The sequence below is a fragment of the Aquimarina macrocephali genome (assembly GCF_051627225.1).
Taxonomy (GTDB): Bacteria; Bacteroidota; Bacteroidia; order Flavobacteriales; family Flavobacteriaceae; genus Aquimarina; species Aquimarina macrocephali.
Genome location: NZ_CP151795.1, coordinates 4,591,133 through 4,608,648, shown reverse-complemented (window position 1 = coordinate 4,608,648; position 17,516 = coordinate 4,591,133). Strand labels below are relative to the sequence as shown.

The 17,516-nt window shown below is 33.1% G+C and carries 14 protein-coding genes; 10 read left to right on the top strand and 4 right to left on the bottom strand.

The annotated features are described in order from the left end of the window. The first annotated feature begins 35 nt into the window (after positions 1–35). Both AAFU52_RS20455 and AAFU52_RS20450 read left to right on the top strand, forming a co-directional pair. Entirely contained in the window at positions 36–2,657 is a 2,622-nt protein-coding gene (locus tag AAFU52_RS20455; RefSeq protein WP_438423388.1) for a TonB-dependent receptor, read from the top strand. 364 nt (positions 2,658–3,021) lie between these two features. Continuing rightward, positions 3,022–5,991 carry a TonB-dependent receptor gene (locus AAFU52_RS20450; RefSeq protein ID WP_438423387.1) on the top strand — a complete coding sequence of 990 codons (2,970 nt, stop codon included), beginning with the start codon at positions 3,022–3,024 and terminating at the stop codon, positions 5,989–5,991. 9 nt (positions 5,992–6,000) lie between these two features. On the opposite strand, the gene AAFU52_RS20445 is transcribed toward AAFU52_RS20450, so the two are convergent. After that, the gene (locus AAFU52_RS20445; protein WP_438423386.1) at positions 6,001–6,219 is read right to left on the bottom strand and encodes a hypothetical protein; all 219 of its coding nucleotides are present in this window, start codon (positions 6,217–6,219) and stop codon (positions 6,001–6,003) included. A gap of 31 nt (positions 6,220–6,250) precedes the next feature. On the opposite strand from AAFU52_RS20445, the gene AAFU52_RS20440 reads away from it, so the two are divergent. Next, positions 6,251–7,489, top strand: a complete 1,239-nt coding sequence (locus AAFU52_RS20440; protein WP_438423385.1) for a mechanosensitive ion channel family protein — start codon at positions 6,251–6,253, stop codon at positions 7,487–7,489. Between the two features lie 18 nt (positions 7,490–7,507). Then, entirely contained in the window at positions 7,508–7,789 is a 282-nt protein-coding gene (locus tag AAFU52_RS20435; RefSeq protein WP_024769217.1) for a DUF3817 domain-containing protein, read from the top strand. A 63-nt stretch (positions 7,790–7,852) separates the two neighbouring features. On the opposite strand, the gene AAFU52_RS20430 is transcribed toward AAFU52_RS20435, so the two are convergent. Next, complete coding sequence (locus tag AAFU52_RS20430; protein WP_438423384.1) at positions 7,853–9,898, bottom strand: HD family phosphohydrolase; 2,046 nt, start codon at positions 9,896–9,898, stop codon at positions 7,853–7,855. A 289-nt stretch (positions 9,899–10,187) separates the two neighbouring features. On the opposite strand from AAFU52_RS20430, the gene AAFU52_RS20425 reads away from it, so the two are divergent. Further along, positions 10,188–11,366, top strand: a complete 1,179-nt coding sequence (locus AAFU52_RS20425; protein WP_024769215.1) for an acetyl-CoA C-acyltransferase — start codon at positions 10,188–10,190, stop codon at positions 11,364–11,366. Positions 11,367–11,485: 119 nt separating this feature from the next. Then, positions 11,486–12,235: a C40 family peptidase gene (locus tag AAFU52_RS20420; protein ID WP_024769214.1), complete on the top strand. Its 750-nt coding sequence runs from the start codon at positions 11,486–11,488 to the stop codon at positions 12,233–12,235. A gap of 50 nt (positions 12,236–12,285) precedes the next feature. On the opposite strand, the gene AAFU52_RS20415 is transcribed toward AAFU52_RS20420, so the two are convergent. Then, positions 12,286–12,765 carry a hypothetical protein gene (locus AAFU52_RS20415; RefSeq protein WP_438423383.1) on the bottom strand — a complete coding sequence of 160 codons (480 nt, stop codon included), beginning with the start codon at positions 12,763–12,765 and terminating at the stop codon, positions 12,286–12,288. Positions 12,766–13,094: 329 nt separating this feature from the next. Here AAFU52_RS20415 and AAFU52_RS20410 point away from each other — a divergent pair, with 329 nt between their 5' ends. The 4 genes from AAFU52_RS20410 (at position 13,095) to AAFU52_RS20395 (ending at position 16,478) form a co-directional block, all read left to right on the top strand. Continuing rightward, on the top strand, positions 13,095–13,622 hold the full coding sequence (locus AAFU52_RS20410; protein ID WP_394331054.1) for a GNAT family N-acetyltransferase: 528 nt from the start codon (positions 13,095–13,097) through the stop codon (positions 13,620–13,622). Positions 13,623–13,693: 71 nt separating this feature from the next. After that, a complete protein-coding gene (locus AAFU52_RS20405) occupies positions 13,694–14,275 on the top strand; it encodes a TetR/AcrR family transcriptional regulator (RefSeq protein WP_024769212.1) in 582 nt (193 codons plus the stop codon). A gap of 65 nt (positions 14,276–14,340) precedes the next feature. After that, complete coding sequence (locus AAFU52_RS20400; RefSeq protein ID WP_024769211.1) at positions 14,341–15,090, top strand: SDR family NAD(P)-dependent oxidoreductase; 750 nt, start codon at positions 14,341–14,343, stop codon at positions 15,088–15,090. Between the two features lie 635 nt (positions 15,091–15,725). Continuing rightward, entirely contained in the window at positions 15,726–16,478 is a 753-nt protein-coding gene (locus tag AAFU52_RS20395) for an SDR family NAD(P)-dependent oxidoreductase (RefSeq protein ID WP_024769210.1), read from the top strand. Positions 16,479–16,689: 211 nt separating this feature from the next. Here the strand turns inward: AAFU52_RS20395 and AAFU52_RS20390 are convergent, their stop codons facing one another. Continuing rightward, positions 16,690–17,367 carry a DUF2461 domain-containing protein gene (locus AAFU52_RS20390; RefSeq protein ID WP_024769209.1) on the bottom strand — a complete coding sequence of 226 codons (678 nt, stop codon included), beginning with the start codon at positions 17,365–17,367 and terminating at the stop codon, positions 16,690–16,692. Positions 17,368–17,516: the final 149 nt, after the last annotated feature.

The following is a 17,516-nucleotide window of genomic DNA, read 5'->3' as shown; positions in this document are numbered from 1 at the left end:
ATTTAAGGACACAATCACCTTAATAAACATTTTTTATGAAAAAAATCACACTCATTTTATTTTGCTTATTCACCAGTTGGTGTTTTAGTCAACAAGTAGTAACAGGAACAGTTACTGACTCTTCAGGATCTCCATTACCTTATGTAAATATTATAGAAAAAGGATCTGCAAAAGGTACAACAACAGACAGTCAAGGTAACTACTCAATTGCCATAGATGCAAATGCTATTCTTGTGTATAGCTATATCGGTTTTGAAGCACAAGAAATAGAAGTAGGAACACAAGAAAAAATTGATGTCACCCTTCTCGAAGGAGAAGCATTAAGTACTATTATTGTAGTGGGGTCAAGAAGCCCAAAAAGAACTGCAACCGATACTCCTGTAGCAATTGACATTATCGATATGCAAGATGTTATTACCAAAAGTGGTAAAATAGAAATTAATGAACTCTTGCAGTATGCTGCTCCTTCTTTTAATGCTAATAAACAATCTGGATCAGATGGTGCAGATCATATCGACCCAGCAACTTTACGTGGTCTTGGACCTGATCAAACTTTGGTTTTAATAAACGGGAAAAGAAGGCATTCTTCTTCTTTGATTAATGTTTTTGGAACTCGTGGAAGAGGGAACTCTGGAACAGATCTCAACGCTATTCCTGCATCTGCTATAAAAAGAATTGAAGTTTTAAGAGATGGTGCTGCTGCACAGTATGGGTCTGATGCTATTGCCGGTGTTATTAACATTGTTCTAAAAGATAATGTAAATAAATTAACAGGAAGTATCAGTTATGGTGCTTATAATGCAAATGCAAAAGGAGATTTTCCTGCGGGAACTCCTAATACCGACGGAAATCGCCTCGATACCGAAAATGATGGAAACATCATCGCTGATGATAAAAGTCTTGATGGAGGATCAGTAAAAATAACCGCTAACTATGGAGTAGAAATAGGAGAAGATGGTTATGCAAACTTTACTACAGAATATATTAGTAAAAACAAAACACTACGTCCCGGTTTTGATTTCAGGAGAGGTTTTGGAGAGGCTGCTATAGATGGTTTTAATTTCTTTGCTAATGCCGCAATTCCTATTTCCAAAAAAACTGAAATATATGCTTTTGGAGGAAGAAATTATCGTGATACCGATGCTTTTGCATTTACTCGTAATGATGGAGAACGTGTTGTACCCTCTATTTATTCAAACGGTTTTACACCAAGGATAACATCAAATATTATCGATAACTCTGTTTCTGCTGGTGTTAGAACCGAAACTGAAGGCGGTTGGAAAATTGATATTAATAATACCTGGGGTAAAAATAATTTTCATTATTTCATAAAAGGAACTTTAAATGCCTCGTTACAGGGCTCTTCACCAACCGATTTTGATGCTGGTGGACATAGCCTAAGTCAAAACACAACCAGTCTTGACCTTTCTAAATATTATCCAAACATTCTTAAAGGATTAAACATCGCTTTTGGTACAGAATACAGAATTGAAAATTTCGAAATTTTTGCTGGCGAGGAAGGATCTTATGCAACATATGATGTTAATGGTTTACCTATTACAGATCCAGGAAATCAAACGCAGCCTACAGATCCACTTTCTGGAGAATTGAGACCTGGTGGGTCACAGGGATTCCCTGGATATAGTCCTGCAAACGAAGTAGATCGTTCAAGATCTAACCTTTCTATATATGCAGATGCAGAATTAGATATTTCTGATAGTTTTTTATTAGGCGTTGCAGGAAGATTTGAAGAATATAGTGATTTTGGAAGTACTACTAATGGTAAATTAGCTTTTAGAATTAAAGCTACAGAAGGTGTTAATATTCGTGGATCTGTAAGTACAGGTTTTAGAGCTCCTTCTCTGGCTCAGATATACTACAACCTTAGATTTACTGATTTCCAGGGTGGAGTCGCAACAGAAACCTTATTATCTGCTAATAACAGTCCTGTAACTGCTTCTTTTGGGATTCAACAACTCGACGAAGAGACAGCATTAAACGGAGCCTTAGGAGCAACAGCTACTTTTGGTGGTTTTACAGCTACAGTAGATGGATATTATATTAATGTTAAAGATAGAATTGTATTAACAGGAACATTTGCTGCTCCTCAAATACCAAATGTAGCAGAAGCACAATTCTTTGCCAATGGTGTAGATACAGAAACTATTGGGCTAGATTTAATACTATCCTGGAAAGGAAACTTTGATTTTGGTAATATATCAGCAACACTAGCCGGAAACATTAATAATATGACTATTGAGGATATAAACAATGGAAGTTTAGACCAAGCTACCTTCTTTGGAGAAAGAGAAAAAGCTTTTTTATTGGCTTCTGCTCCAGAAAGCAAATTTTCTTTTAATGCCAATTACAGCAAAAATAAGTTTAATGCCGGGGTTGGTTTAACACATTTTAGTGAAATTGTTCTTATCGATTTCACAGATGCAGAAGATGTATACGGTGCTAAAATTACTGCAGACCTAAATGTAGGATACAAGCTAACCGATAACCTAAAGTTTACTATCGGAGGAAACAATATTTTTAATGAATATCCCGATCAACAAAATGATGGAGAAACAGAAGCTGGTGGATACTGGGATGCTGTTCAAATGGGATTTGGTGGATCTTATTACTATGCTAGATTAGATTTTAATTTCTAAAAAACACCAAAACATATATTAGAAGACCGCCTAAATATTTAGGCGGTTTTTTTATTTTATAAATACATTATAATTTTCATCTTCTTAATAACGATCTTGTATTATTTTCTTACATCGATTCATCGTTTTGGTATCCAAATACAACAATAAAACTTGGTTACCAGGCCTCTAAAATAGCCACTATTTACTAAATATTACAAATACAAATTCACAACACTTCCTGAGTAAAAAAAACATATTTTTTTATGACTTTTTCACATATTTTTTGAAAAATTCATAATACTTTATGTTAAATACTAGCATTTTTAAATATATTTAACCGACAATCATTTTAAACCAACATCATTTAAACACAAATTATTACATGAAAAAACTCGCATTTATTTTAATCGTACTATCCACAAGTCTGTGCTTTTCGCAACAGATAGTAACTGGAGTCGTCTCGGATGCAGATGGTTCTCCTTTACCTGGAGTAAATATTATTGAAAAAGGAACCAGTAATGGTTCTACAACCGATTTTGATGGTAAATACAGCATCGAAGTTAACCCTGAAGGTATTCTGGTTTTTAGCTATGTAGGCTTTAATTCTAAAGAAGTACCTGTAAATTCTCAAACAACCATTAATATCTCATTAAGTGGTGGAGCAGAACTTGAAGAGATTATTTTAGTTGGATCCAGAGCACTACCAAGAAGTAATACTACTTCTTCACTCCCTGTTGATGTATTGCCAGCAAAAGAATTAACTTCTACTGGTCAAATTACATTCGATAAAGCATTACAATATAAAATACCATCATTTAATACTGTGCAGACACCAGTTAATGATGCTACTTCATTATTAGATCCTTATGAGATTAGAAATATGGGACCTAGTAGAACCCTAATTCTTATCAATGGAAAACGTAAAAACCTGAGTGCTTTGCTGTATACTCAAACCTCTCCGGGAAGAGGTGAAACCGGTTCTGATATTTCTGCAATACCAACAGATGCAATAAAAAGAGTAGAAATATTAAGAGATGGTGCATCTGCACAATATGGTTCTGATGCCATTGCAGGTGTAATGAATATTATTCTAAAAGACAATCCCGAAGAAGGCTCTGTGACTATTAGATCAGGAATTACATCTGAAGGAGACGGAGAAACGATTGGAATTAGTTTAAATAATGGTAGTGCTATAGGAGAAGACAAAGGGTTCTTTAACTATACCGTAGATTTCTCTAAGGTAAGTCTTGCTAACAGACCAGGAACCGTAGATGCACAGGGAGAATTTGATGATTTCGTTTTCACAAATCCTGATAACTATAGTAGCTATTTAGATGCTGGAGGGCAAGCTTTAAACGGAGGAGCTACTCTAACAGGTCTTACAGCCGAACAAGCTCAGCAAGAATTTATTGATAACTACGTAGGTACTCCTAATCATACTACCAGACTTGCAGAAATCAATGCTGCAAATACACAAGGAAGAGCAGATGTTGATCAATTTTTGGCTCTCAAACCTGATGCAGGAAATATCAATGGATCACCAGAAACAGCAGCAGCAAAATTTTTGGTAAATGGTGGATATGATATAAATGAACATACACAGATCTATCTAAATGCAGCATATGTCTATAAAAAAATAAATAGCTTCGCTAATTACAGAACTCCATATTGGAGAACCGAAGCTGCTTTTCCTTACTTAGCTGATTTTTTCCCTGATGGACCAAATGGTCAGTATATTGGATATGTACCAACTTTTGAAGGAGATCTAAATGATTATAATGCAACTATTGGTTTTAAAACCATAAAAAATGGTTGGAATTATGACCTAAGTTATACTACTGGTGGAAACACACAAACCTATAAAGTAAATAATACACACAATCGTAATACTGTGTATTCTCCCTCTACATGGATTGATACAAATAACAATGGTTCTGTAGATCCTGGTGAACTCACACAAGGATCTGAGTTGTATAGAGAAAATAGTCCCATATCATTTGACCCTGGAGGAACTGGATTTAGACACAGTGTGGGAAATATTGATATTGCAAAGTTAATTACCGATAAAATAAGTATTGGTTTTGGAGCAGAATTTAGAACAGAAACTTTTGAAATTATTGAAGGAGATCTTGCCTCATATGATGGTGGTGGAGCCGATTCATTTGCTGGTAATAGCCCTGAAAATTCTGGAACTTTTAACCGTTATAATTTTGGTGGATATTTGGATATAGCGTATGATATTACCGAAGATTTTCTGGTTAATGGTACGGTTAGATTAGAAGACTATAGTGATTTTGGTGATGCTTTTGTATGGAAACTAAGTTCGCGCTACAAATTCTTAGAAGATAGATTAACATTAAGAGCATCTATCTCTACAGGATTTAGAGCACCAACACTTCATCAAATTTATACTCAAAAAGCGCAGTATAGTTTTGTTCCAGGAGCAGGAATTCAAGTTGGTGGATTAATAAATAATGTTTCTCCTCAAGCAAAATTATTAGATATTCCACAATTAGATGCAGAAGAATCTACAAATATAACTGTAGGTATCGGTGCCAAGATTAACAGTAACATAAACTTTACTATTGATTATTATAATATTCAGGTTGAAGACAGGATTGTACTAAGTACCGAAATTGGAAAAACCGCTACCGATGCTGTTGGTAATAGTATTGGTAATACAAGTCTAGATCAATTATTAAATAGCAATAACTTAAATGACTTAAGCTTTTTTGTTAATGCACTAGATACCAGAACTTCTGGTATAGATGTCGTTGCAAATTATAAAAACATAAATCTTGCTGGTGGTAATCTTGGGTTTAGTTTATCTGGTAATTACACAATAGAAAACGAAAGAGATGGGGATGTTAAGAACCCTGCAATTGTTGCTAGTGCAGGACAATCTGTAGTCAACCTAACTCAGGAAGCTTTATTCTTTACCTCTAGACCTAAAACAAAATGGATTTTGGGAACTAGTTATGATATCGGTAAATTTGGTTTTTCTATAAATAATACATATTTCGGAAAAACAGAATTCAGACAACAAGGTCTGGGTCCTAATTTAAAAACTGAGTTTATCCCAAAAATTGTTACGGATTTAGGGATTAACTTTAATGCAACAGATAAATTTACTGTTGCTGTGAATGTAAATAACCTATTAAACGTTTTACCAGAATGGGAGTTTAAATCTCTTAACGCTGCTGGTGATGTACTTATGAATGATCCTGCAGAATTAAAAACCCGTTCTAATTTAATCACTTTCAATCAAAGGTATTCTCAAATGACATATAATGGTTTTCATTTTAGTCAATTAGGAACTATGTTTAATGTATCGTTAAACTATAAATTATAGTAATTTAGATCAAATTATATTAGAATGGATTGTTTGAATACTATCTAAAAAAACATCCATTCTGTCATATTGAGCAGAGTCGAAATATACCAATAGTAAAAAATGATTGTCTATCGACTCTGCTTTAAATGGCAGAAAAACAAACTTTTCAAGTTTCCTTACTTCTTCTATTACCATAAAAAAAACAAAATCTTTCGTTTTATTTACTTTATCAAAAGCTAGAATCATATTTTTGCATGAATTTTAGTACCAGACATTAATGAAAGATTTAACTCGTTACTTCTACAACCTTCTTGTTTCAAAAGGTATTTCAGAAAATACAGCAGAATACTTAAACCTTCTTATAGGGATATGCATTCTGGTAGTTGTACTTTTTGTATTAGATTTTGTAATGAAAAAAGTGATAGTAGCCATCTTTAAAAGCTATGCTTCAAAATCTAAAAATACTTTCGACGATTATTTAGTCAAAAATAAAACTTTTGATTACCTGGCACATATAGTACCATTATCACTAACAGTATGGATTGTTCCTATGCTATTTATTGCTTTTCCTACAGCAGAAAAATACTTAGAAACCCTGTTTAATATCATGGTTATTGTATTGACAATATGGATTTTAAGAAGTATCCTTAGAACTTTTAGAGATTTTCTAAAATCTTTAGATTCTTTTAGAGATAAACCCATTGATAGCTATGTACAGGTATTTATGATATTTGTATGGTTTATAGGGGCTATTCTGGTATTTTCATCGATGACAGGAAAATCAATATGGACATTCTTAACAGCTCTCGGGGCAATGTCGGCAGTTATTCTTCTAATTTTTAAAGACACAATCCTAGGGTTTGTTGCAAGTATACAAGTAGCAGTAAATGATACCGTTAGAATTGGAGATTGGATCACTATGCAAAAATATGGAGCCGATGGAGACGTGATCGAAATTAATCTATCTTCAGTAAAAGTTCAGAATTTTGACAAAACTATCACTACAATACCAACATATTATCTTACATCGCAATCATTTAAAAACTGGCGGGGTATGATGAACTCTGGCGGAAGAAGAATTAAAAGAGCATTGCTAATCAAAACATCTAGCATTTCATTTTTATCCGAAGATGATCTCAATAAATTAAAAAAAATTGAACTTATTGAATCTTACCTCACTACCATTCAACAAGATATAGACTCTTATAACCAGAAATCTAAGATTGATAAAAGTGTATTGATGAATGGAAGAAATCTGACTAATATGGGGGTTTTTAGGATGTATGTAGAATTATATCTAGAAAATCATCCATTTATCAATAAAGAAATGACTATTATGAGTCGTCAACTACCTCCTTCTGCACAAGGAACGCCTTTAGAAATATATGCCTTTAGTAATAATAAAGTTTGGAAAAACTATGAGCAAATAATGGCAGATATTTTTGACCATTTATTATCCGCTATACCATATTTTAATCTAGAGGTATTCGAATTAAATTATACTTCAGAAAAATAACTTAACACCAATAATTTTATGATTACCAGTTTCAGACTAATAAGCTACCTTGAAGGTATTTCATACCTACTTATCCTCTTTGTAACCATGCCTTTAAAATATATTTTTGAATCTCCAGAACCTAATCAAATTATAGGAATGGCTCATGGGTTTCTTTTCCTAATTTATATTGTATTTGCATTTCTTGTAAAACCGGAAAAAAAGTGGAACATCAAAACGCTTATGATCGTTTTAGCTTGCTCTATTATCCCCTTCGGAACTTTTTGGATGGATCAAAAATACTTGAAGAAGACCGAGTAATTGACCATTGGAACTATAGTAATCGCTGCCGTGATATGCATAATCAGTATCTAGGTCTTAGGATTACTCTGGATACTCTATTCTAAGATGATAAATATTGGTTAGTTTACGTTTAAAAACTTTTTTTATCTGTTGGATTTCTTTAAAAGTAATATTGGCATTTAGAAACTGATTATCTTCCATTTGTTTACTTACAATTTTTTCTACAAAAGAATCAATTAAACTACTTGTTGGGTTTTTAAGACTTTTTGAAGCTGCTTCTACGCTATCACTCATCATCAAAATGGCAGTTTCTTTAGAAAATGGTCTTGGTCCGGGGTATCTGAAATCTTCAATGTTTACATTTTCATTAGTTTCTTTTTCTTTACTATAAAAGTAGTAAACGGTACTAGTACCATGGTGAGTTCTAATAAAATCGATGACACGATCAGGTAAGTTATTTTTTTTGGCTATCTCTATACCTCTTATCACATGGTCAATAATAATTTTTGCACTCTCTTTTGGAGATAATACATCATGTGCATTACCAGAGGCAGATTGATTTTCGGTAAAATATGTAGGGTTTGCCATCTTACCAATATCATGATACAACGCTCCTACCCTTACCAGCATTGCATTAGCTCCTATTTCATTAGCTGCAGCTTCTGCAATATTAGCCACATTAAGAGAATGGTGAAATGTTCCTGGTGCTTTATTAGACAATTCCTTAAGTAAAACCGAATTTGTATCACTAAGCTCTAATAGTGAAACATCAGAAATCAATCCAAAAATCTTTTCGTAAGCATAGATTAAAGGATGTACTATAAGAGTTGCAAACCCACTTATCACAAACAATCCAACAGTAATCCAGTCGATATTGCTTATACTACCTTCATGAATAATATGAAACGCAATATAAGCCAGAATATAAATTAATGTGATCTGACCTACAGAAATAAATAAATTAGCCCTCTTAAAAGATTCTGAAATTGTTAGTATTGTTACAATTCCGGCAATAATTTGCAAAAAAGTATATTCATAGCTATTAGGGACAACAAACCCTAGTATAAGCACCGTAATTACATGAGTAAACAATCCTAATCTCGAATCAAAAAATGCTTTAAGAACCAAAGGAAGAATACACAAAGGAACAACATAGATATAATCTGATCGATATTTAACCACCAACGTGGTTATCAATACCAAGAAAAGAACATTAAAGAAAATAAAAGTTACCTGAGTATTGTTTTCATATATATCTGATCGATATTTTTTAATAAACAATAGAAGCATCATAAGTGCCAATGAAACCAATAAGCAATACCCTAATACGATCCAATAGAAGTTTTTATCACTCCAAACTTGGGATTCATATTCTGCTTTTAACGAATTTAATATTTGCAGCTTATCTCCTTCTACTACCTCCCCTTTGGCTATAATCCTACTCCCTCTGGACACTCCTCCTCTTGTAGTAAGAACTTTCTCCAATTCAATCTCTAAAGTACTCTCTGTTAACCTATTATTCAATCTAACATTTGACTTTACCAAGTCATAAAAAAGAGCTACATAATCACTTTTAAACTTCGTATATTCACTCTTATCAATACGAGAATTAATTGTTTTGGTTAAAACATCAGAGGTTAGAATTTGGCCATATGTTATTGCTTCTGCTGTATTTCCTTTATTTAAAAAAATTTGCCTGTCATCATCATAAGAGTATTTTTCTTGTAAAACTCCATGCCTATATATATCATTTAGCAATATTCTACCAAAAAGTTTTGCCTGATCCCTGCTTCCGCTTTGATCAAGTACTTTTAAGTAATTAGAAAAAGCAGTATCGTAAGATTCTTTTGCAGTATTGGCAATTATAGTATCGTACTCAAAATAAGGAATTACATTATCATTAATTCGTTTTTTCTCTTCCTCGATTTCTGATTCGGTTTTTGCAATTGCAAAATCAAAAGGAGCATATAAATTCTCATATTGCCAGGGTTTACCTTTTGTGAATTCATATTTAAATATCCCTCCTTTAGGGAATAAATATACAATAAGCGCTGTAGTGCATATAAAAAGAAAAATCCTATAGATAGAGGATTGCCTTTTATATAATCTATTTAAAAATCTTTTCATGATATTGTCTTTTTTAATCAATTTCAATACACTGATTAAAAATTTAATACTTCTTATAACATCTTCATATAGTCATTCTCTCATTAAAAACTATCAGATAATAATTCACAAAAAAAGTGATTAACATTTATAATGTTCATTTTATAAGCAGTATTATTTAAATTACTCAAAAGTAGTAAAAAATAAGTCAGTACCATATTTGTATTCTTGTTAGTAACTTCGCTATGCATATCCTTTAAAAATCACTAAATTCGCAAAAATCAATACACACATTTTTAAAACATAAATAATGAGTAAAGAAGTAGTAATCGTATCTGCAGTACGCACACCAATTGGAAGTTTTATGGGTAGTCTGTCTACCGTTCCAGCTACTCAATTGGGAGCCACTGCAATCAAAGGTGCATTAGATAAAATAAATCTGGATCCTTCATTAGTTCAGGAGGTATTTATGGGTAATGCAGTTCAAGCCGGAAACGGGCAAGCTCCAGCCAGACAAGCTGCATTAGGAGCAGGTATCAAAGATACTGTTCCTTGTACAACTGTAAATAAAGTATGTTCTAGCGGTATGAAAGCTGTTATGCATGCTGCACAAACTATTGCTTTGGGTGATGCAGATATTGTAGTTGCCGGAGGAATGGAAAATATGAGTTTAATACCTCATTATGTGCGATTAAGAGCGGGACATAAATTTGGACCTCAGACTATGGAAGATGGTATGCAGAGAGATGGATTAGTAGATGCTTATGACCATAATGCAATGGGAGTTTGTGCAGATCTTTGTGCAACAGAACATAATTTTAGTAGAGAAGATCAGGATGCATTTGCTATCCAATCCTATGAACGTTCTGCAAAAGCTTGGGCAGATGGTAAATTTAATAATGAAGTAGTTCCTGTAGCAGTACCACAACGTCGTGGGGAACCAGTTATGATTACTGAAGATGAAGAGTATAAAAACGTAAAAATGGAAAAGATACCTACTTTACGCCCTGCTTTTTCTAAAGAAGGAACAGTTACTGCTGCAAATGCTTCTACAATTAATGACGGAGCCGGAGCGGTTGTTGTTATGAGTGCCGAAAAAGCTAAAGAACTTGGATTAGAACCTCTTGTAAAAATAAAAAGTTATGCTGATGCTGCGCAAGAACCAAAATGGTTTACTACTGCTCCTGCAAAAGCATTACCAAAAGCAATAGAAAAAGCAGGAATCGCTCTTGATGATGTAGATTTCTTTGAATTTAACGAAGCATTCTCTGTTGTTGGATTAGCTAATCAAAAAATCCTAGGACTTAATGATACTAATACCAATGTAAATGGTGGTGCCGTTTCCCTGGGACATCCTCTAGGATGTTCTGGAGTACGAATATTGATTACTCTAATCAATGTATTAGAACAAAATAACGCCAAGATCGGTGCTGCAGCTATCTGTAATGGTGGTGGTGGTGCATCGGCTATGGTAATCGAAAGAGTATAATTGTAAATCAGGAAATAAAAGTTAAGGGCAAGAACCTTCTACCCTTAACTTTGTTCTTCTGAATCTCAATGTAATTGTCTAATATCTGACGTTTATTCGTCTATTTTCTATAAAAATTCATGCAATACGGTATTTGTAATCTAAGTATTGTCCCATTACGTTTCGAGCCTCAGGATCCCAGTGAAATGGTTTCCCAAATATTGTATGGCGAACATTTTAAGGTGTTAGAAAAACGTAAAAAATGGAGTAAAGTTCGTTTGGCCTTTGATCATTATGAAGGCTGGGTTGATAACAAACAATACATAGAAATCACCGAAGAAGAGTATAACAAATTTGATGAACACCCCCTCTGCATGGTGGGAGATATGGTCGAATTTGTGAGTTGTGATGATAATCAACTAATGCCTATCCCTCTCGGAGCTTCTCTAAAAGCATTGGATTTTTTTAGCCATCAATATGAAGGGACCACAATTGTAGAAAAACAATCCAAAGAAAATATAGTGGATACCGCTTTTCTATTTCTTAATGCTCCATACCTGTGGGGTGGAAAAACAAATTTTGGTATTGATTGTAGCGGGTTTTCTCAAATGGTATATAAACTTAATGGTTATAAGTTGTTAAGAGATGCATCTCAACAAGCAACGCAAGGGGATCCACTAAGTTTTATTGAGGAAAGTGAACCTGGAGATCTGGCATTTTTTGATAATGAAGAAGGCGCAATTACTCACGTGGGTATCATAATGAAAGATAATTACATCATCCATGCTCATGGTAAAGTACGTGTAGATCGTATAGATCACACTGGGATTTATAACCCCGAAAAACGCACACATACTCATAAATTAAGAGTGATCAAACGTATTATCTAATTTAAAAAAACCGAAATGATAAGTCCACTTCGGTCTTTTAGCACTTCTAATTAATCGTCACAATCACAATCTTTATTTTCTAAGTCTCCAGAACTTAGTAATTGTAAATGCAGTAATTGATCTTGTTCAGAATGTGAGTCTAATTGTAGACCTCCCTTAGCAGGTATAGGAATGCAAATTTTAGTATTTACCAGTGTCACACATTTCCAACCCCAAATAGGTACTTTCACACATATTTCGACTTTGATCCGAAAACAGATTCTCCCTCCTTCAATACTCCAATCTGAAATACAAACTTTAAGTTTTGCAATAGATATTGGCTGAAACGAAAAGCATCCATTACCAGAAATAGCAAAACATTTTTCGTATCCCGCAATACTAGCGCAAAGTTTAATTCCTCCACTTGGAGTAACCGATACTCTTATACAAAATTTTACCCCGAGAAAAGATTTGCACTTCTCCCAATCTACTCTCGAATTGAAATCGGTATATACTTTACCATCTTCAAAAACTTCTAATTTATCACTCATTTTTTAAGGATTTAAAAATTAATAATTTAGTGTATGGAGATAAAATTGAGCAGTAATACAAATGATATCATTATAATAGTTATATATAATCAGCATATATTTATATATACTGATTATCAACAACAAAGGGTTTGTTAACAAAGTAAAATTGCAAATTATACAAAGGGGATAAAAGAGTCTAAATACTGGAAATAAAAAACAATGGTAATTACGTAGATATCAAAAAAAACACGTATAATTATAGTTCATCAAACAAATGTTATGACTTGTAAATGTATACCATTCTAAGAATGAGTATACGCACTATGTAACATTAATTTATAGTCAAAATGATGTTGAAAGAAATTCAAATCAAACCAGTACAGCCTAAGGATAGCCATAAATTACTGGATATCGGGCGTCAGACATTTTATGATGCTTTTGGACCTCCTCATAACACAGAAGAAAATATTAGTAGTTACCTTGATGAAAAATTCACTTTAGATAACATTGCAGAAGAGCTTCATAATCCAAAATCTAAATTTTACTTTGCATGGATTAATAACCAAGTTGCAGGATATATAAAAATAAACTCTGGTAATGCCCAAACAGAACCTGTAGAAGGCAGTGCCCTGGAAATAGAACGGATATATGTGGTAAAGGAGCATCAGGGGAAAAAAATTGGACAATTACTCTTTCAAAAGGTTTTACAAATAGCAAAAGAAAAGTCTATTGAGTTTATCTGGCTAGGAGTCTGGGAGAAAAACCTTGGAGCAATAAAGTTTTATAAAAGAAATGGTTTTAAAATCTTTGATACCCACCAATTTATGCTGGGAACAGATCTCCAAACGGATATGATGATGAAACTGGTTTTATAAATTTTATGATTTTTATAACAATATGCGTTGCAAATTTTAATTATTTTTGAAACGATCATTTCAATTAAACTATGCCAAAAGTAGAAACATTTGATAGAAACATAGTTTTGCAAAAAGCTACCGAAGTATTTCATAAAAAGGGATATAATGGCACTTCTATGCAAGATTTAGTAGATGCAACTTCTTTAAATCGATCAAGTATTTATAATTCTTTTGGAAGTAAATTGAATATGTTCATGGAAGTTCTTTCGCATTATCAATCTTTGTATGGAAACAGTTTTAGCCAAAAGCTAGCACAATCTTATAATGCCACCGAGGCTGTAGAAGCAATTTTTGATTTATACGTTTATGAAATTGTTAATGACAATGATCGTAAAGGTTGTTTGGTTACCAATTGTAAATCAGAAATGACAAACCAAGAGCCTTTGATCAAATCCTTTATGGAAAAAAACCAAGATCGAATGATTGCGATGCTCGAAGATATCGTGACCAAAGGACAAATGGAAAAGATTTTTAACCAGAACCAAACAGCCAGCCAATACGCACTTTACCTCTTTTCATCTATACAAGGACTTAGAATGACAGGAATACTAAACAAAAATGAAGAAGATTTAAGAAATCTCATTCGTATTATACTTAAAGTGCTATACTAATTTTTTTTAACCTATTTTGAAACGATTGTTTCAAATAAACTATTTATAAATACAAAAATAATACAATGAAAAAGTTACAAAACAAAGTAGCAGTTATTACGGGAGCCAACAGCGGAATAGGATTGGCAACAGCAAAACTGTATTTACAGGAAGGAGCCAAAGTGGTACTTTCGGGAAGACGCCAAGAGGCACTAGATGAAGTTGCAGAGAAACTTGAAGGTGATTTTATTACCGTAAAAGCTGATGTAGCCAATGCAGGAGATAATAAAAGATTAATTGAAGAAGCGACTATTAAGTACGGAAAAATTGATATTCTCTTTCTAAATGCCGGAATTGCACCAATAGCTCCTGCACATGAAATAACAGAAGAGCATTACGATACTCTATTTAATACTAATGTAAAAGGCCCAATATTAGCAACCAAAGAAGCTTTACCACATATAAATGATGGTGGAACTATATTGTTCACTAACTCTGTTGTTACTCAAAAAGGGTTTGATGGATTAGGTGTCTATTCTGCAACCAAAGGAGCATTACGAGCTTACCAGCGTGTTTTAACCTCTGAAGTAAAATCTAGAGGTATTCGTGTTAATTCTATTGCACCAGGGCCTATCGAAACACCACTTTATGATAAAATGGGATTGCCGGAAGATGTTGTAGAAGAAATGGGGAAAGGTTTTGCTCAACAAGTACCATTAGGCCGTTTTGGAACTTCTGAAGAAGTTGCAAAATCAGCTTTATTTCTAGCTTCGGAAGATGCATCCTTTATTAATGGTGTGGATTTAGAAATTGATGGTGGACTAAGCCAAATATAAAATACCTCTCAGTAAAAAAAGGCTGATTTCTATCAAAATCAGCCTTTTTAAATTTGCTTCAATTCTTTTTATAATTTTCTTAATATCACGAATCCACAAAGACTCTCAATATCAGTTTTTTGCATAACATTTTGATTATTTGTATATTATCATCTTAAAACCAATTAAATATATAAAAAATACCTGTTTTTTTTGCACAATCTCCAGACAAATCCCATCTGGTATATATTTCTTAAAACTACTATACTATGGGAGAGAAAAATGATACTCAAAAATGGCCCTATCAAACAGAATTGCGTAGGAATTTCTTCAAAAAAAAATTACCTGTTAGAACAAACAGGCATAACTATGTTCATCATAAAGTAATACTATTTCAGAATAGTAAGCCAACCTCAGGTTTATTCATTTGGATATATCACTTATTCTTCAATCCCAAGAATTTCTTAATACACAAACTTAATTCTAACAGTATACATCATTTACATAATTGCAATGATGTTTCCATTCGATAAAATAGTTCTAGTTCTACTTCCCCGGTAGAAATTCTATAAGGGAGTTATCGGATTGTCATATTTATCGTTTAACATATTCAAAATAATTGCCTCAGGTAAAATTTATTAACAAAAACAATTAGAATGAAAAAACTGCACAACAAAGTAGCCGTTATTACAGGAGCGAATAGCGGAATCGGGTTAGCAACGGCCAAGCTGTATTTACAAGAAGGTGCCAAAGTGGTACTCTCAGGAAGACGCCAGGAAGCATTGGATGAAGTTTCAGAAACTCTTGTAGGGGATTTTATAACCGTTACTGCAGATGTAGCCAAACCAGAAGATAATAAAAGATTAATTAAAGAAGCTATCGATAAATATGGTAAAATTGATATCCTATTTCTTAATGCGGGCGTTGTTTTACACCCTACTCCAACACACGAGATCACAGAAGAACATTATGAAGAGATCTTTAATATTAATGTGAAAGGTCCAATATTAGCTATTAAAGAGGCGTTACCACACATTAATGATGAAGGTACAATCCTTTTTAATAACTCTGTAGTAACACATCGAGCCTTTGATGGTCTGGCTATATATTCTGCTACCAAGGGTGCGTTACGTGCTTATCAAAGGGTTTTAACATCAGAAGTGAAATCCAGAAGTATTCGTGTTAATTCTATTTCTCCAGGACCTATTACTACTCCTATTTTTAGTAAAATGGGATTACCGAAAGATGTTTCAGAAGAAATGGGCAAAGGTTTTGCTAAACAAGTACCGTTAGGTCGTTTTGGGACCCCTGAAGAAATTGCTAAATCCGCATTATTTCTGGCATCAGATGATGCATCTTATATCAATGGTGTAGAATTGGAAGTCGATGGAGGAATGAGCCAGGTTTAGTTCCTGTTATATTTTTATTACAACATAAGTTAAAACGACAACATCAAATCAAGATCGAATAGCTCGTTGTTCACTGACAGGTATATCTGTGAGGTTTTTAAATTATTCTAAGATTTAAAAACCTCACAGAACTTTCCAATATTAATGGTAAAACTATTTTTAAAATATCAAGCTTAGACTATCATGATCAGATAATTGTTTCTATTATTCTTTAATCAATTAAAGAAACACCATTAAGGTCAGTAGTAAGCACATCACTCATGTAATCAAAAAATGGTCTTAATAGTTCATAATGATATACTACTTTATCCAAAAAATCAGGTGCAAAAACCTCAGCATCTGTAAAATTATGAGCAACAAAAAATGATTTATTTTTGATCAAATCAATATTGGGATGGTCTTTACTAAATCCTTTGGGAGCTGTTTTTACCTGGTTTGAAGAGTCAAAACCACTAAATGCTTTCTTAAAATCTGCATTTGATAATATATCACGAATCTCTTGATCATCCATTTCGAATTCTTTCCTAACACGCAATAAATCTGCTGATTCTGGACTAAAAAAACCTCCTGCCATAAGCGAATTACCAGGCTCTAGTCTTAGATAATAGCCTCCTCGTCTATGTGCTCCTGCTCTGCTAAAACTTACACTGCGATGTACATTATATGGCGTTTTATTCTTACTAAAACGAACATCTCTGTTAATTCTAAATACTTTAGTTTTTTCGATCTCATCTTTCTCACTTAATCGTTCAACTACAGATGCATAAAACGTTTTGAGTATTTTTTCATTACTCTGATATTGCTTCTTGTTTTCTGTCATCCAATCTCGATGATTGTTCTGTTTTAGGTCTTTTAAAAATTCAAATATTGTTTTTGGTATGGTACTCATAAAATATACTTTGATCTTAAAAATACTAAAATCTGTTTTCTCTATAGAAGTTTAACTAAATTTTATGGTATACGATAGATTAAAACCTTGAGTTATTTCAACAAAAATGGGAAGCTTATTACTTCCCATTCTTTACATTTCCTAAAAAC

Coding starts and splice junctions, on each gene's coding strand:
- AAFU52_RS20405 (WP_024769212.1), top strand. CDS start 13,694: ATGCCAAAAGTAGAAACATTTGATAGAAACATAGTTTTGCAAAAAGCT.
- AAFU52_RS20425 (WP_024769215.1), top strand. CDS start 10,188: ATGAGTAAAGAAGTAGTAATCGTATCTGCAGTACGCACACCAATTGGA.
- AAFU52_RS20435 (WP_024769217.1), top strand. CDS start 7,508: ATGATTACCAGTTTCAGACTAATAAGCTACCTTGAAGGTATTTCATAC.
- AAFU52_RS20440 (WP_438423385.1), top strand. CDS start 6,251: ATGAAAGATTTAACTCGTTACTTCTACAACCTTCTTGTTTCAAAAGGT.
- AAFU52_RS20395 (WP_024769210.1), top strand. CDS start 15,726: ATGAAAAAACTGCACAACAAAGTAGCCGTTATTACAGGAGCGAATAGC.
- AAFU52_RS20415 (WP_438423383.1), bottom strand. CDS start 12,765: ATGAGTGATAAATTAGAAGTTTTTGAAGATGGTAAAGTATATACCGAT.
- AAFU52_RS20410 (WP_394331054.1), top strand. CDS start 13,095: ATGATGTTGAAAGAAATTCAAATCAAACCAGTACAGCCTAAGGATAGC.
- AAFU52_RS20400 (WP_024769211.1), top strand. CDS start 14,341: ATGAAAAAGTTACAAAACAAAGTAGCAGTTATTACGGGAGCCAACAGC.
- AAFU52_RS20450 (WP_438423387.1), top strand. CDS start 3,022: ATGAAAAAACTCGCATTTATTTTAATCGTACTATCCACAAGTCTGTGC.
- AAFU52_RS20430 (WP_438423384.1), bottom strand. CDS start 9,898: ATGAAAAGATTTTTAAATAGATTATATAAAAGGCAATCCTCTATCTAT.
- AAFU52_RS20455 (WP_438423388.1), top strand. CDS start 36: ATGAAAAAAATCACACTCATTTTATTTTGCTTATTCACCAGTTGGTGT.
- AAFU52_RS20390 (WP_024769209.1), bottom strand. CDS start 17,367: ATGAGTACCATACCAAAAACAATATTTGAATTTTTAAAAGACCTAAAA.
- AAFU52_RS20420 (WP_024769214.1), top strand. CDS start 11,486: ATGCAATACGGTATTTGTAATCTAAGTATTGTCCCATTACGTTTCGAG.
- AAFU52_RS20445 (WP_438423386.1), bottom strand. CDS start 6,219: ATGATTCTAGCTTTTGATAAAGTAAATAAAACGAAAGATTTTGTTTTT.